At 68.2% G+C, this 14,923-nt stretch carries 16 protein-coding genes; 6 read left to right on the plus strand and 10 right to left on the minus strand.

Annotated elements, in window-relative coordinates:
• Positions 1 to 54: 54 nt before the first annotated feature.
• The 3 genes from AX767_RS07800 to AX767_RS07810 form a co-directional block, all read right to left on the minus strand.
• Positions 55 to 1,446, minus strand: a complete 1,392-nt coding sequence (locus tag AX767_RS07800; protein ID WP_156480997.1) for a sensor histidine kinase — start codon at positions 1,444 to 1,446, stop codon at positions 55 to 57.
• Entirely contained in the window at positions 1,443 to 2,102 is a 660-nt protein-coding gene (locus AX767_RS07805) for a response regulator (RefSeq protein ID WP_068633468.1), read from the minus strand. The genes AX767_RS07800 and AX767_RS07805 overlap by 4 nt, the downstream gene beginning before the upstream one ends.
• A 93-nt stretch (positions 2,103 to 2,195) precedes the next feature.
• Positions 2,196 to 3,014, minus strand: a complete 819-nt coding sequence (locus AX767_RS07810) for a pseudouridine synthase (RefSeq protein ID WP_068630141.1) — start codon at positions 3,012 to 3,014, stop codon at positions 2,196 to 2,198.
• Between the two features lie 86 nt (positions 3,015 to 3,100).
• Between AX767_RS07810 and AX767_RS07815 the strand changes: the two genes are divergently transcribed.
• From AX767_RS07815 to AX767_RS07830, 4 genes are all read left to right on the plus strand, one after another.
• Entirely contained in the window at positions 3,101 to 4,183 is a 1,083-nt protein-coding gene (locus AX767_RS07815) for a bifunctional nicotinamide-nucleotide adenylyltransferase/Nudix hydroxylase (protein WP_068630142.1), read from the plus strand.
• A 66-nt stretch (positions 4,184 to 4,249) separates the two neighbouring features.
• Positions 4,250 to 5,689, plus strand: coding sequence for a nicotinate phosphoribosyltransferase (locus AX767_RS07820; RefSeq protein WP_068630143.1), 1,440 nt, complete (start codon positions 4,250 to 4,252; stop codon positions 5,687 to 5,689).
• Positions 5,686 to 6,303 carry a nicotinamide riboside transporter PnuC gene (gene pnuC, locus AX767_RS07825; RefSeq protein WP_068630145.1) on the plus strand — a complete coding sequence of 206 codons (618 nt, stop codon included), beginning with the start codon at positions 5,686 to 5,688 and terminating at the stop codon, positions 6,301 to 6,303. Before AX767_RS07820 ends, pnuC begins: the two co-directional genes overlap by 4 nt.
• Positions 6,300 to 7,403 (plus strand): AAA family ATPase, encoded by a 1,104-nt coding sequence (locus AX767_RS07830; protein WP_068630147.1) that lies wholly within the window; start codon positions 6,300 to 6,302, stop codon positions 7,401 to 7,403. Before pnuC ends, AX767_RS07830 begins: the two co-directional genes overlap by 4 nt.
• 108 nt (positions 7,404 to 7,511) lie before the next feature.
• Here AX767_RS07830 and AX767_RS07835 read toward each other — a convergent pair whose 3' ends face one another.
• The 3 genes from AX767_RS07835 to AX767_RS07845 are packed head-to-tail and all read right to left on the minus strand — an operon-like array spanning position 7,512 to position 9,705.
• Positions 7,512 to 8,048, minus strand: a complete 537-nt coding sequence (locus AX767_RS07835; protein ID WP_068630149.1) for a dual specificity protein phosphatase family protein — start codon at positions 8,046 to 8,048, stop codon at positions 7,512 to 7,514.
• A complete protein-coding gene (locus AX767_RS07840) occupies positions 8,045 to 8,569 on the minus strand; it encodes a hypothetical protein (RefSeq protein WP_068630151.1) in 525 nt (174 codons plus the stop codon). Before AX767_RS07840 ends, AX767_RS07835 begins: the two co-directional genes overlap by 4 nt.
• Positions 8,566 to 9,705: an MGDG synthase family glycosyltransferase gene (locus tag AX767_RS07845; RefSeq protein ID WP_068630153.1), complete on the minus strand. Its 1,140-nt coding sequence runs from the start codon at positions 9,703 to 9,705 to the stop codon at positions 8,566 to 8,568. The genes AX767_RS07840 and AX767_RS07845 overlap by 4 nt, the downstream gene beginning before the upstream one ends.
• A 50-nt stretch (positions 9,706 to 9,755) precedes the next feature.
• On the opposite strand from AX767_RS07845, the gene AX767_RS07850 reads away from it, so the two are divergent.
• Positions 9,756 to 10,874: a zinc-binding dehydrogenase gene (locus AX767_RS07850; RefSeq protein WP_068630155.1), complete on the plus strand. Its 1,119-nt coding sequence runs from the start codon at positions 9,756 to 9,758 to the stop codon at positions 10,872 to 10,874.
• Position 10,875: 1 nt separating this feature from the next.
• Entirely contained in the window at positions 10,876 to 11,073 is a 198-nt protein-coding gene (locus tag AX767_RS07855) for a hypothetical protein (RefSeq protein WP_068630157.1), read from the plus strand.
• On the opposite strand, the gene AX767_RS07860 is transcribed toward AX767_RS07855, so the two are convergent.
• Genes AX767_RS07860 through AX767_RS07875 form a run of 4 tightly spaced genes read right to left on the minus strand, consistent with a single transcriptional unit; the run spans position 11,052 to position 14,908 of the window.
• The gene (locus AX767_RS07860; protein ID WP_068630159.1) at positions 11,052 to 11,600 is read right to left on the minus strand and encodes a DUF2894 domain-containing protein; all 549 of its coding nucleotides are present in this window, start codon (positions 11,598 to 11,600) and stop codon (positions 11,052 to 11,054) included. The two genes, AX767_RS07855 and AX767_RS07860, sit on opposite strands and share 22 nt — an antisense overlap.
• Positions 11,593 to 12,243 carry an OmpA family protein gene (locus AX767_RS07865; protein ID WP_068633470.1) on the minus strand — a complete coding sequence of 217 codons (651 nt, stop codon included), beginning with the start codon at positions 12,241 to 12,243 and terminating at the stop codon, positions 11,593 to 11,595. The genes AX767_RS07860 and AX767_RS07865 overlap by 8 nt, the downstream gene beginning before the upstream one ends.
• A gap of 8 nt (positions 12,244 to 12,251) precedes the next feature.
• Complete coding sequence (locus AX767_RS07870) at positions 12,252 to 14,249, minus strand: DUF802 domain-containing protein (RefSeq protein ID WP_068630161.1); 1,998 nt, start codon at positions 14,247 to 14,249, stop codon at positions 12,252 to 12,254.
• On the minus strand, positions 14,246 to 14,908 hold the full coding sequence (locus tag AX767_RS07875; RefSeq protein ID WP_068630163.1) for a DUF3348 domain-containing protein: 663 nt from the start codon (positions 14,906 to 14,908) through the stop codon (positions 14,246 to 14,248). Before AX767_RS07875 ends, AX767_RS07870 begins: the two co-directional genes overlap by 4 nt.
• Positions 14,909 to 14,923: the final 15 nt, after the last annotated feature.

Raw genomic sequence — 14,923 nt, forward strand, 5'->3', positions numbered from 1 at the left:
GACTGACCTGAATTCACTGTAGGCAGCCAGAGTGAGCTGACCATGAGCGATCACTTAGGCGGACGTGAGCAAGTCCGCCGGCTGATTCACACGCAGATGCACGCGTGCCAGGAGGCCCGGTCCTCCTTCTTCCTCGCTGCGGTTGCGCAGCACGATGTCCAGGCCGTTGCGCGCTGCTGCAGCCTGCGCGATGGCCAGGCCCAGCCCGCTGCCGCCGGCCGCGGAACCCGGCACGCGAAAGAAACGGTCGAATGCGCGGCCTATCAAAGCGTCCGGAATGCCCGGCCCGTGGTCGATCACGTCGACCACCGCCTCGCCATCGACCGCATGCAATCGCACATCGACCGCACTGCCCTCCCGCGTGTAGCGCAGCGCGTTGTCGATCAGGTTGTCGAACACGGAACGCAGCTCGGCGGCCGGCGCATTGACGCATGGCGAAATGCAGCCCTCGAATCCCACGTCGACGCCGCGCTGATCGGCCAGCAGCATCGCTTGCCCGAGACCTTCGCGCAATAACGCGGCCACGGCCACCGGCCCCGCACCCGCTGAGGTCAACGGCGCTTCCTGCCGCGACAACGACAGCAGCTGTTCCACCAGATGCCGCGTCCGCATCACGCCGGCTTCGAGCTGCCGGAAACGCTCCGTCGCCTCGCCCGATGGCACGTGGGGCCGCAGGTTCTCGATCTGCAGCCCGATCGCGGCGATCGGGCTTCGCAGCTCGTGCGCGGCGTCCTGCACGAAACGGCGTTGCGTCGAGAACGCTGCGCGCAGCCGGCCGAGCAGGCTGTTGAACGCGTCGACCAGCGGCTTGATCTCGTCCGGCACGCGCGCCGCCGACAATTCGGACAGGCTGCGTTCGTCCTGCGCCACCACTTCGCGCGCAACGGCGCGCAGCGAGCGCGAGGCCGCAGACACGATGAACCACAGCAGCACCATGGCCAGCGGCAGCAGCAGTGCGATCGGCAAGCCTTCAAACAGCGCGCGCCGGATCACGCGGTGCCGGCGAAAGCCATCGTTCTGTACCACTTGCACCCGCGGCAGGCCTTCCGTCGTCGGGGGCGGCGCGGTGTAGATGCGCCAGACGCCATCGTCACCTGCCGCTGTGCGCATCTCGACGTAGCCCGGCGCCGGCTGCAGCGGGACCGCCAGCGTGGGCCAAGAACTGGCCAGCAACGTGCCGCCATCCGCGCTCCACACCTGCAGCACGAACGCGCCGCGCGTCAGGTCGGCTGCATCGGCGAGCGGTTGCAACGCTGGCGGCTTGCGGTGCGAGGCGTAGGATTCGGCGACCAGCCGCATCTGCTCGTCCATGAAGTTGTGCACGAGACGCCCGTAGGTCACGTAGGCCAGGCACGCCGTGATGCCGGCCGCGATCACGTGCAGCGTCAAAAGCCAGAGCAGCAGTTGTCCGCGCAGCGAGCGTGGCGCTGCCCACGGCAGTTTCACGCGGGCACCACGCGCCAGCCGAGACCCCGCACATTGCGGATGGCCCCGGGACCGATCTTGCGGCGCATGCCGTGGATAAGCACGTCGACCGCATTGCTGGTCACCTCTTCGCCCCAGCCGTAGATGCGGTTCTCCAGTTGCTCGCGCGAAAGGATGGCGCCAGGCCGCTCCAGCAGCGCGTGCAGGAGCGCGAACTCGCGCGCGGTGAGCGCATCGCGCGTGCCGTTCAGCAGCACCTCGCGCGTCGTCAGGTCGAGCTGCAGTGCAGGTGTTCCGACCAGCGAATGCGCACTGCCGTCGCGGCGGCGAATCACCGCGCGCATGCGCGCCAGGAGCTCGCGGAAGTCGAAGGGCTTTTGCAGGTAGTCGTCGGCACCAAGGTCCAGGCTGTGGATGCGATCGTCGAGCCCGTCGCGCGCCGTGAGCACCAGCATCGGCGTCAGGTCGCCGCGCTCGCGGGCCCGGCGCAGCACCTCGGTGCCGTCGGCGCGCGGCAGCCCCAGGTCAAGCAGCACGCAGGTGTAGCCGCCGTCGCCCAGTGCGCTCTGCGCCAGTGCGCCGTCGCGCACCCAATCGACCGACCAGTCGGCGCCTTCGAGCGCCTGCATGAGGCTGCGCCCGATCATGTCGTCGTCTTCCACCAGCAGAACGCGCACGTTGTCTCCTTCGGACCGATCGCGATCCGGCACGGACGCTAGCGAACGATTCTTAGGACAACCTGAGCAAGCTCGACACGGCGGCGCCGGTCGTCAGAAGCGCTCGTTGGGCCCGAGGTAGCGCCACTGGCCGGCCGGAAGGTTGCCGAGCACCACGCGCCCGATGCGGATGCGCTTCAGACCCACCACCTTGAGCCCGACCTGCTCGCACATGCGCCGGATCTGGCGCTTCTTGCCTTCGGTCAGGACGAAGCGCAACTGCTCCGGGTTCTGCCAGTCGACTTGCGCGCGCTTGAGCGGCTGGCCGTCCAGACTGAGGCCCAAGCGCAGGCGCTCCAGCAGGGCCGGCGGAAAAATGGCGCGCACGTTGGTGGTGATCGGGTCGTCGTCGTCCATGCGGATGAGCTGGCCGGGCGGCGCAGGCTGACCGAGCCCGTGGTACGCCACGCGCACCAGGTATTCCTTTTCCATGCCGGAGTCTTCGCCGATGAGCTGGCGCGCGACGCGTCCGTCCTGCGTGAACACCAGCAGGCCAACCGAATCGATGTCGAGCCGACCCGCCGGCGCGAGTCCGCGCGTCTGCGGCGGGGAGAAGCGGTTGGCGCTCGGGTCTTCGCGCCAATGCGTGCGCGGGTTGATCAGCATCACGGCGGGCTCGTGGCCATCCTCGGCCTGCCCGCTCACATAGCCCATCGGCTTGTGCAGGAGGATCGTCACCTGCGTCGCCTGGTGGCCCTGCGCCTTCTTGTCGACCTCGACGCGGTCGGCCGGGGTCACCTTCACGCCCATCTCGGCCGGCTTGCCGTTGACCTTGACCCAGCCCTGCTCGATCCACGCGTCGGCCTCGCGACGCGAGCAGAGGCCGAGTTCGGCCATGCGTTTGTTGAGACGGACGGGTTCGGGGGAGGTCATGGAGAAAGGCGTTGAACGATCAGGCAGAGACTGATATTCTCGATGCACGTCGCGGGTTGACCGCAACATTTTTGGGGGATTCCCAAGTGAACAGTCAAAGCAGCACACGCAAGTTTCAGTACGCCATCGTCATCGGGCGTTTCCAGCCCGTCCATTTCGGACACCAACGACTCATCGAAGAAGGCCTGCGTGCGGCCGAACGCGTGATCGTCGTGGTCGGCTCCGACCGCAAGCCGCGCAGCTTCAAGAACCCCTTCACCTTCGACGAACGCGAACGCATGGTGCGCGCGTCGCTGCGCAGCACCGAGCAGATGCGCGTGAGCGTGATCGGCGTGGGCGACTCGCCCTACAACGACCAGCTCTGGATCGCGTCGATCCAGTCGGCGGTCGACCGGCTCATCCTGCAGGATGGCGTGCCACCGGCCAGGGCGAAGATCGCGCTCGTCGGGCACCTGAAGGACGCGTCGAGCTATTACCTCAGGCTCTTTCCGAGCTGGGAGTTCGTGGCGCACCAGGTGGTCGAGAGCATCAACGCGACCGACGTGCGCGCCCTGTACTTCGACCCCGAGATGCGCGGCCAACTGTCGCCGGCCGACCTGCCCGACGGCACCGCGGCCTTCCTCGACCGCTTCACCGCGAGCGACGACTACGCTGCGCTTTGCGACGAACGTGCGTTCCTCGCCGACTACAAGGCCAAGTACTGCTACGCCGGCAGCGACTTCCCGCCGATCTACACCACCGTGGATGCGGTCGTCGTCGAGGCGGGGCACATCCTCCTCGTGCAGCGCAAGTTCCATCCCGGCAAGGGCACCTGGGCGCTGCCTGGCGGCTTCGTCGGCCAGCACGAGCGGCTGCAGGAAGCGGCCGTGCGCGAGCTGAAGGAAGAGACGCGCCTGAAGGTGCCGGTGCCGGTGCTGAACGGCAGCCTGAAGGCCAGCCATGTGTTCGATGCGCCCGACCGCTCGCAGCGCGGCCGCACCATCACGCACGGCTTCTTCTTCGAACTCGCGCACAACCAGTGGACGGGCCTCTCCGACGTGCGGGCCGACGACGACGCGGCCGACGTGCGCTGGGTGCCGATCGCCGAATTCCTCGACATGCAGGAGCGCATGTACGAAGACCACTACTTCATCGCCAACCATTTCCTCGGCGGCCTGGGCAAAAACTAGAAGTCCCGGCCATTTCAGCAAGAACGGGCCCTGGTTGACGGGGTCCATGTGAAAGGAGCTTTCACCATGACGCGCAATCCCACCTCCCTCGGCAGCAACCTCTTGCTGCGCACCGATTCCTACAAGGTGTCGCACTGGATGCAGTACCCGCCCGGTACCGAAACGGTGTTCAGCTACATCGAGTCGCGCGGCGGTGCCTTCAGCCATTCGGTCTTCTTCGGCCTGCAGGCCTATCTGCGCGAATACCTCTCCACGCCCGTCACGGTCGACGACATCGACGAGGCCGCCGCACTGATGGCGGTGCACGGCGAACCCTTCAACCGCGAGGGCTGGATGCGCCTGGTCGAGAAGCACGGCGGCCTCATGCCTGTGCGCATCCGCGCGGTGCCCGAAGGCAGCGTACTGCCGGTGCACAACGTGCTCGCCACCATCGAGAACACCGACCCCGAATTCTTCTGGATCACCAGCTTCCTGGAGACCGAACTGCTGCGCGCGATCTGGTACCCCACCACCGTCGCGACGCTCTCGGGCGCGGCCAAGGCGACGCTCCTGCGCTATCTCGAAGCCACCTGTGAAGACCCGGCTGCGCAGATCGGCTTCAAGCTGCACGACTTCGGCGCGCGCGGCGTGTCGAGCCTCGAATCGGCAGCGCTCGGCGGGATGGCGCACCTGGTCAATTTCCTCGGCACCGACACGCTCGCCGCGCTGGTCGCGGCACGCCGCTACTACGACTGCGAGGTGGCGGGCTTCTCCATTCCCGCGGCCGAGCACAGCACCATCACGGCATGGGGCCGCGACAAGGAATCGGACGCGTACCGCAACATGGTCGAGCAGTTCGGCAAGCCCGGCGCGGTGTTTGCCGTGGTCAGCGACAGCTACAACATCTTCAATGCCTGCGACCAGATCTGGGGCACCGAGCTGAAGGACCTGGTCGTGCAGTCGGGCGCCACGCTGGTGGTGCGGCCGGACTCCGGCGACCCGGCCGAGACGGTGTTGAAGGTGGTGCGCATCCTGGCCGCGCGCTTCGGCACCACGCGCAACACGAAGGGCTATCTGGTGCTGAACAACGTGCGTGTGATCCAGGGCGACGGCATCAACCTCGACTCGCTGCGCCTGTGCCTCTCGAACCTCTTCCACAACGGCTTCTCGGCAGAGAACATCGCCTTCGGCATGGGCGGCGGTCTGCTGCAGCAGGTCCATCGCGACACCATGCAGTGGGCGATGAAGTGCTCGGCGATGCAGGTGAATGGCGAATGGCGCGACGTGTACAAGGCTCCGGTCGGCGACATGACCAAGGCGTCAAAGAAGGGGCGGCTGACGTTGACGCGCGACGCGAAGGGCACGATACAGACGCAGCGCATCGAGACGCTGGAAGCGACGCAGACGGATCTGCTCGAGACGGTGTTCGAAAACGGTCGCATCGTGAAGCAGACCACCTTCGATGCGGTACGCGAACGGGCGGCGGCAGGCGCGCGCGCGCTGGTGACCTCGCGCGCACCGCTGTGAACCTGCTCGGCCAACCCGTCACCGCGCTCGAAGTTGCGGCCTTCGTCACCGGGCTCGCAACGGTCTGGCTCACCAAGATGCGTCACATCTGGAACTGGCCGGTGAGCCTGCTCAACGTGGCCTGCTTCATGGTGCTGTTCTACAGCGCCAAGCTCTACGCCGATGCGCTGCTGCAGATTGCCTTCGCGGTGCTCGGCATCGTCGGCTGGTGGCAATGGACGCGCGCGGCCGACCGCGATGCCGCGCACGACGTGCCGGTGACACGCACTTCGCTGCGCGAAGCCGGGCTATCGCTGGCGCTGTGCGCGACGGCCATCGCCGCGGGCGCCTGGGTGCTGCGCCGATGGACCGACAGCCCCGTGCCCATCGCCGACACCACGCTGCTGGTGCTGAGCCTGCTCGCCACCTGGTGGCAGGTGCGACGGCGGCTCGAATGCTGGCTGATGTGGATCGCGGTCGACGTGATATCGGTGCCGCTGTACTGGAAGCGCAGCCTGCCGCTGACGGCGGTCCTCTACGTCATCTTCCTGCTGATCTGCATCGCGGGCTACGTCGACTGGCGGCGTGCCTGGCAGCGTCAGCAGCAGGTCGCACCGGCACTGGCCAACGCATGACCACATTGCACGGTCTGGTCATCGGCAAGTTCTACCCGCCGCATGCCGGGCACCAGCTGCTCATCGGCGCCGCGGCCTCGCAATGCGCGCGCGTCACCGTCATCGCGATGGCGGCCTCGCACGAATCCATCCCGCTCGCGCTGCGCGTGCGCTGGTTGCGCGAGCTGCATGCGGCCCTGCCGAACGTGGTGGTGACGGGCATCGTCGACGACATTCCGATCGACTATGGCAACGACGCGATCTGGCGCGCGCACGTGGCGCTGATGCGCGAAGCGCTCGCGGCCATCGACGCGCCGCGGGTCAGCGCGGTGTTCACCTCCGAGCCCTACGGCGCCGAGTTGGCCCGACATTTCGACGCGACGCCGGTCACGCTCGACACGGCCCGCCTGCTCGCGCCCGTCTCGGCCACGCGCTTTCGCAACGATCCCCCGGCGTATTGGGATTTCATTGCGGCGCCCGTGCGTTCCGACCTCGCGTGGCGCATCGTGGTCGTCGGCGCGGAATCGACGGGCACCACCACCCTGTCGATCGCGCTGGCACAGGCACTGCGCGAGCGCGGTGGCGCCTATGGCCACACGCGCTGGGTGCCCGAGTACGGCCGCGCGCTCAGCGTCGAAAAACTGGCGGCGGCCATCGCGCAGGCGCAACTGCAGGGCGCGCCGCGGCCCGGCCCCGAAGACCTGCTCTGGCCCAGCGACGAGTTCACTCGCATCGCCACCACGCAGAACGCCATGGCGCGCGAGCAAGCCGCGGTGGGCGGCCCGCTGCTGGTGTGCGACACCGATGCCTTCGCCACCGCGATCTGGCACGAGCGCTACGTGGGCCACCGCAGCCCTGCCGTCGAAGCCATCGCCGGACAGGACCGCGGACGGCTCTACCTGCTGACGCATCACGACGGGGTGCCCTTTGAAGACGACGGCCTGCGCGACGGCGAAGCCCTCCGCGAGTGGATGACGGATCGCTTCGCTACCCGCCTCTCAGAGACTGCCCGCCGCCACGTCGTTTTGCGCGGTGATCGCGTGGAGCGACTCGATGCGGCGTTGTGTGCAGTCGATGCGCTGCTGGCCGGAGGCTGGGGTTTCGCGGCGCCGCTGGGCTAGTGCAGCCTTGCGGTGAGGCTCAGGCCGCTCCGAAGTCCTCGTTCGACTGCGCGTTTCCTTTGTCCTTGCCTGAATGCTTCAGCGCAGGCCCGTGGTGCCGATAGCGGATCAGGGAAGCGAATCGCGCATCTTCTCCACCTCCACGCGCGCCAAGTAACTCGGAATGTTCCGCCACAACGTGTGATACCCGAAGCCGCCCCTGAACATCTCGTGGCGCGCGGCGTCCTTGCTCCATCCCTCGACGGCCATGCGGTACACCGCAGCGACCGCGCCGGTCCGGTCGGCGCCGTGCCAACAATGGATCAGCACCGGCCCCTTCTTCTCAGCCTCGCGGATCGCCAGCAAGGCGCGGCGCACTTCGTCGTCGTTGATCGACCAGGTGTTGATCGGCACCCGCACCAGATCGATGCCGCTTCCGCGCAGCGCGCGCTCGTCGCTGTTGAACGAGCGGAAGCTGATCACGGTCTGGATGCCGAGCGCTTTCAGCGCGGGTACGTCTTCGCGCCGAGGCTGCGCGCTGCGGTACAGCGTGGGCGTGATGCGGTGCAGGTTCTCGATGCGGTGCTCGCCGCCGGCCAGCGGATCGGCCCACGCCTCGGGGCGGACGGCGACCGGTGCGTAGTGGCGCTTCGAGCGCCGCTTCATGGCGCGCCCTCCGCCGCTTCTTCTTCGTGGTGCACCCGCCGCCGGTGTCGCACGAAGAGAATCAGCCCCGCTGCCCCGAGCCCGACCCAGTAGTCGACCGGTGCGCCGAACACCCAGTGCTTGTGCCAGGTCACGACCGCCGGGTTGAAGCGCTCCCAGCCGTACGCCGGGTTCACGATGAACCACATGAAGTCTTCGGCGATCCAGAACACCATGAGCCCGACGAGTGCGAGCCCGGCGTCGCGCCAGCTCCAGCGCCCGTTGAAAGCCATCGGCCCGAAGAACACCAGTGCCATGAACGGGAACACCCACGCGTGATAACCCGTCATCGCGCGCCCGCCCCAGAAGATGTCGAGCAACCAATGGTGCTCGATGCGCCAGGTCGGCAGGTTGGCGGCCCAGCCGGCCGGACCTTCGATCTGGATCTCGGCGTTGGCGAAGAAGAACGCCATCACCACGACCCACACGAGGTACACGACGGTGCGGCCGATGCGCCGCTCGAATTGTTCTGCGGCGTTCATGCGGAGAGCACGCAGTTGAGCACGGCGCGCGCCGCGTCGGGCTTGCCCAAACCGTGGCTCTTGTGCGCCATGCGCGCGAGTTGCTCGGGCGCGGCCATCAGGCGCGCGATCTTGTACTCGAGGCCGATGGCGTCGTAAGCCAGCCAGGCGGCGCTCTCCTCCAGCAAGAAGCCGGCGTTGTGCTCTTCCTGCCCCGGAATCGGTGACACCAGCAACATCGGCTTGCCCAGCGCGAGGCATTCCGAAATCGTGAGCCCACCCGGCTTGGTCACGACCAGGTCGGCCGCGGCCATCAACTTTTCCATCTCGTTCGTGAAGCCGAGCGCGACCAGCCGACCCGGCCACTTCTGCGCGAGCGCTTCGAGGGCCTGCAGCGCCGCCGCGTTGCGCCCGGCCACCGCCACCACCTGGAAGTCCGACCCCGCACCGCGGATCGCCAGCACGCGCGCGACCATGCTCGGCAGGTCGCCCACGCCGGCACCGCCCGCGGCCATCAACACCACCTTGCGCGCCGGGTCGAGTCCGATCCGCATGACGTTCGCATCGCGTGCCAACGCCGGCGCGTCGGGCCGCGCGAAGGCCGGCATCACCGGGATGCCGGTGACGTGGATGCGGTCGGACGGCAGGCCGCGCGCCCGCATGCGAAACGCCACCTCCTCGGTCGCGGCGAGGTAGCCCGCCATCCCCGGCACGATCCACATGTTGTGCAGGTCGTAGTCCGTCACCTGGAGCCAGACCGGGCAGTCGATGCGGCCCCGGGTCTGCTCCCGCATGAGAAGTTCGGCCGGCAGGAAATGCGTGCAGACGATGGCGTCCGGCTTCGCGCGGTGGATTTCGCGAAGCAACGCGCCCGCGCTCACGCGCTCGATGCCGCGGCGCAGGCGCTGCGATGTCGCGCTGTGCGGCGTGATGTCGGCGCGCTGGTGCAGGTACGACCAGACCTCCGGCGCCCGGTTCACGAGCTGCAGATACCAGTCGGTGTAAACCTTCCGGAAACCGCCGGCCACATGCGCCATCGCGTCGATGTGCGTCGCGTGGACCGGCGGCACCATCGACTCGGCGGTGGCGGCGAGGGCCTGCGCAGCGCGCACGTGGCCGTTGCCGGCACTCACGCTGAGGATCAGAAGTTGGGTCATGGCGTCGGAGGCTAGCATTGGAAGACTTCAATTCCCAAGGCGACACCCTCATGGCACTCGAACTCCGCTCCCTCCTTCAGCCCACCGGCGAACTCGAACTCTCTCTGGTCGAGGTGCCGACACCCGAGCCCACCGCCGACGAGGTGATCGTGCGCATGGAAGCCGCGCCGATCAACCCGTCCGACCTCGGCCTGCTGCTCGCCGCGGCCGACCTCTCGACGCTGAAGGCCGCGGGCACCGCCGCGCAGCCCGTCGTCACGGCCACCGTGCCCGAGCGCGTGCTCGCCGGCATGAAGGCGCGCCACGGCGAGTCGATGGCCGTGGGCAACGAAGGCGCCGGCGTGGTGGTCGAGGCCGGCGCGTCGCCCGCAGCGCAGGCGCTGCTGGGCAAGACGGTCTCGATGATCGGCGGCGCCATGTACACGCAGATGCGCTGCATCCGCGCCGACCAGTGCATGCCGCTGCCCGCAGGCACGACGGCGGCCGAAGGCGCGTCGTGGTTCGTCAACCCGATGACCGCGCTCAGCATGGTCGAGACGATGCGGCGCGAAGGCCACAAGGCGCTGGTGCACACGGCAGCCGCATCCAACCTCGGCCAGATGCTCAACAAGATCTGCCTGAAAGACGGCATCGACCTGGTCAACATCGTGCGCAAGCCCGAGCAGGCCGCGCTCTTGAAATCGCTCGGTGCGAAGTACGTGGTCGACTCCAGTACGCCCACCTTCGTGGAAGACCTGACCGCCGCGCTCGCCACCACCGGCGCGACGCTCGCGTTCGATGCGATCGGCGGCGGCAAGCTGGCCGGCCAGATCCTGAGCGCGATGGAAGTCGCCATCAACCGCACCGCCAAGGAATACAGCCGCTACGGTTCTGCCGTGCACAAGCAGGTGTACCTCTACGGCAGCCTCGACCGCAGCAACACCGAGATCGTGCGCAACATCGGCATGGCGTGGGGCGTGGGCGGCTGGCTGCTGTTCCCGTTCCTGCAGAAGATCGGTGCGGCCGATGTGCAGCGCCTGAAAGACCGCGTGGCGTCGGAGCTCAAAACCACGTTCGCGAGCCACTACACGCGTGAGGTGTCACTGGCCGAAGCGCTCACACTCGACGCCATCACCGTGTACGGCAAGGCTGCCACAGGCGAGAAGTTCCTGATCAACCCGAGCAAGTGACGTGAACGCGGAACAGGTACGGCAGTTGCGCGCGGTCGGCTGCGCGATCGGTGGCGCCGCCCTGTTGTTCCTGGCGCATGCGCAGTACGGCGACTACGCGGCGCGTGGGGAGCACGCTGCGCTCCTGTGGTGCGCAGCGCTCGTCGTCGGCGCGCTCGGCGCTTTTGCCGGCGCCGTTTATTTGCGCTCGCGGCGCTGAGGCGGCGCGGTCGTCTGGTCGAGCCAGAACAAGGTGTCGACGTACGACATGAAGCGGTGCAGGTATTCGGGCGACACATCGCGCATCAGCGTGAGCGACTGGTGCACGAGGTTGTGCGAGTTGAGCGGGCCCGCGTTGGTCGGCACCTTTTCCAGTGACTGGACCAGCCGCCGCTCGGCGCTGAGACGCGTCCACACGTTGCGGAACCAGGTCAGCGTCTGGCCCTCGGGTGCGGTCGGGCCGTCGCCGCGCAACGCCGCCTGTTGTGCGATGTGCGCGCCGAGCGCGGAGAGCGCATGGCCGCCCTGCATCGGCGCCGCATCGGCGGGCGCGACGGCAGCGCCTTTGGCGCGGTGTGCCACGTCCTCGGCATAGGCCGCGAGCAACTGCGCCAGCCGCGCGTCGAGCAGCCTTCGCGCCTCGCCTTCGTGCGCGGCGCTGCGCCGCGCCAGCGCCTCGATCAGCCGGAAACGGACCGGGTTGACGCGGTGGTCGCCCCGGGCGCGCAGGGCCTCGATGTCACTCACGGTTTTTCTTCGCGGCCGCGTCCGCGCGCTTGGGCGTCGGCGCCATTTCGACACGGCGGTTCTTCGAGCGACCGTCCGCGTCGGCATTCGAGGCCACCGATTGCTCTGAACCGAAAGCAGCCGCGAACACCGATGACGACGGCATGCCCTCGTCGATCAGCGCGCGGGTCACGGTCAGCGCGCGTTGGGCCGACAGCTCCCAGTTGTCGGCGAACGGCCGATTCCCGCCGCGCACCTGCCGGTCGTCGGTGAAGCCGCTCACCATGAGCATTTCGTCGCGCGCCTTCAGGTAGTCGACCAGCGGCGCCGCCAGCGACTTCAGCAACTGCCGTCCTTCGGGCTGCAGCTCGGCCGAATTGAGCGCGAACAGCAGGTTGCCGCTGATGCCGATGCGCCCGTTGTCGAGCGTCACGCGGCCCGCGGCGAGCGGGCCGGCCAGCGCCTGCTCCAGCGTGCGCAAGCGCTGCGCCGCGGCCTGCCGCTGTTTCACTTCCGTTTCGAGTTTCGTCGCGAGTTCGAACTGCATCGCGAGCACGCACACGAGGATGAGCACGAAGGCGCCGAGCAGGCCCGACATCAGGTCGCCGAACACCGCCCACACCGGCACGCTCGGCTCGATGCCGCCGTCGATGTCGTCTGTCAGTTCGCTCCTCACGCGTCGCTGCCCGCGAGTGCGCGCTGGCTGGCGATGCGCTGCAGGTCTTCCACGATCTGCTTTTGCGACATCAGGCTGAGGTCGATCACCTCGCGCGCCTGCGCGACGTAATAAGCGAGCTGCTCGTCGCTGCGCGTCATCGACTGGCCGAGCGCCCCTTCGATGCGTTGCAGCTGCGCGCCCAGCTTGTCGTTCGACTGGCTGAACAGGTCGACGGCCGCACCGAACGCTTCTCCCAGGCTCGCCACTTCGACCGCACTGCCGGTCAGCTGCGCGGCCACGCCGGCCATCTTGCCGGTCTCGGCCTCGACCTGGTCGGTGAAGCGCGTGCCGACACGTTCCAGCAGTTCGGCCGATGCGCCGACCAGCGAATCGATGGCCGCGCGTTGCGCTGTGGACGCGTGGTTGACCGCGTCGAGCAGCGTTTCCAGCGTGCCGAGAATGCGCGCGCGCTCGTCGAGCATCGCGTTGTCGCGCACCATGCTGTCCGAGAGCTTCTGGCGCAGTTCCGCGATCACTTCGGCGGCGGCGCGCGGCGCTTCCGATGCCGCCTGCATCAGCTGCGCGATCTCCGCGATCGTGTTCTTCGCATGCGTCTCGCTTTGCGCGGTGATCTCGCTGGCGGTGTTCGCCAGGGTGCGGGCGATGTCCTCCTGGCGGCTCGCAGCGTGCGTGCCGGCTTCTCGCCATTCCTTGCCCAGCGCGTCGGCCATGGCCTCCAGTGCGCCGGTCCATGCAGCCAGCCGTTGCTGGTCGTTGGCGGCGAGCTGCGTTTGCAGGTCGACGTGCGCGCGACTCACCGTGCCGGACAACGACGCCGTGGTGTGCGCGAGCCGTTCGGCCACGCCGTCGACCAATGCGGTCGCGCGCTGGTCGAAGGTCGTGTTGAAGCGGTCGAGCGATGCGCGCAGGTCCGACGACAGCGTTTTGCTCGTGCGCTCGTGGCCGGCGAGTGCGGTCTTCCAGAGATCGGCCACGGTGGTGGTGGTGGCTTCGAGCCGCGTCGACATCCCGTCGAGCTGGCGCTGCACGCCCGCGCCGATGGTGTCGTGCAAGCCGGCCGTTTCGCGTGCGATACCGGCCATCGTGGCTTCCACCACGGGCTGAATCGCCGCGCCGGCCAGGCGGGCGCTTTCGGTGAGGCTTTCGGTCAGCGAACGGCCGACCGAATTGGCGAGACCTGTATAGGCCGCCTCGGCCTTGCCATGAAACGCGTCCTGGCTCGCGAGCAGCCGCTCGTTGAGCGCCTGGTGCTGGCGTTCCATCGCCGACATCATGGTTTGCAGCCGATCGAGCAGCACGGGCATCGCTTCGCCCTGCTGCTGCAGCAGCTTGAAGGATTCTTCACGGCGATGGGCCGACGTGAAGGGCCGCAAGGTGGTGGCGATGCGCGTGTCGAGCGACTGCGCGGCCTGCAAGCGGTCGCGCCGGCACAACGCCGACACGAGCCCCAGCATGGCCGAGGCCGCGACGCCCGCGAGCGAGGTGCCGAACGCCAGGCCGAGCCCCTTGACCGGCGCCGCGAGGGATGAGCGGATCGCCAGCAGGTCCGACGCGCTTTCCAGCGCGGTGCCGGTGCCGTTCAGCGTGACCACCATGCCGAGGAACGTGCCGAGCATGCCGAGCAGCACCAGCAGCCCGGTGAGGTACGGCGTCAGGGCCGGCCCCGGCAGGCCGACCCGTTCGCCCTCGATGCGCAGCCGCACCGCGTTGCGCAGGGACGGATGCAGGCGGTCGAGCCAGGCGCCCAAGGTGGTCGGCGTTTCCGGCAGGTCGGTGACGGCGCGCGTCAGCGTCGATGTCGCGTCGTGGAAGCGGCGCAATTCCAGCGCGCCCACGACATAAAAGGCGCCGATCAGCAGCGTCATGGCCAGTGCCAGCGTGTGGGTGCCGAGATAGCCGAAGGCGACCCAGCCGATGGCGACGAGGCCGACCCCGAAAGCGGCGATGGCGGTGATAGGGGTGCGAGGAGAGCGGGTCAGAGATCGGGTCATGGGCGGTCGGGTGAGCCGGTGCGAAGGGCTTCGAGCAGCGCTTCGACGGGTTGAAATCGGATGTCCAGTTCGGCGAGCAACACGCTGTGCATGTCCTTGCCGAACGCGCGATCGTCTGGCGTTTCGGCTTCGCGCAGACGCTTGAAATGCTTCTCCAGCAGGCCGGGCACGGTGGCGAGCAACCGATGCTCCTGCGCGCCAAGCACCTGCTCCATCACCGCGTCCACCGCCGCCAGCCGGGCCATCGCGGGCGAGCGGGTCGCCAGCGTTTCCCGCAGCCGGCCGCGCAGCGGGCCGATGCTGGCCACCATGGCCTGCTGTCGTGCGAGATAGCGTCGGCGGTATGCGGAGAACGCGGCCGCGGCGTCGTTGGAGGCACTTCGCATGTCTTCGGCGATGGCCGCGGTTTGCGCGCTTTTCACGCGCTCGGCCTGGACGTCCTCGATGTGCGACGGCGCTGGCCCGGAAGACGGCGGTGCCGGCAGGGACACGCTGTTCAGCGCTGCCGAGAGCGAGATGGCATCGGTCCAGCCGACCCATTGACTCAGCCGGTCCGCGAAAGCCTGTTTGGATTCGGGGGCGTCGGCATCGGTCAGCCGAGCGAGCAGTCGAGCGAGCGTCGAGCCGGGAATCCCTGTACGCCGTGACACTTGCACCATACCGCCAGAGCGAAA

It is taken from the genome of Variovorax sp. PAMC 28711 (genome assembly GCF_001577265.1).
In the GTDB taxonomy this organism is placed as follows: domain Bacteria; phylum Pseudomonadota; class Gammaproteobacteria; order Burkholderiales; family Burkholderiaceae_C; genus Variovorax.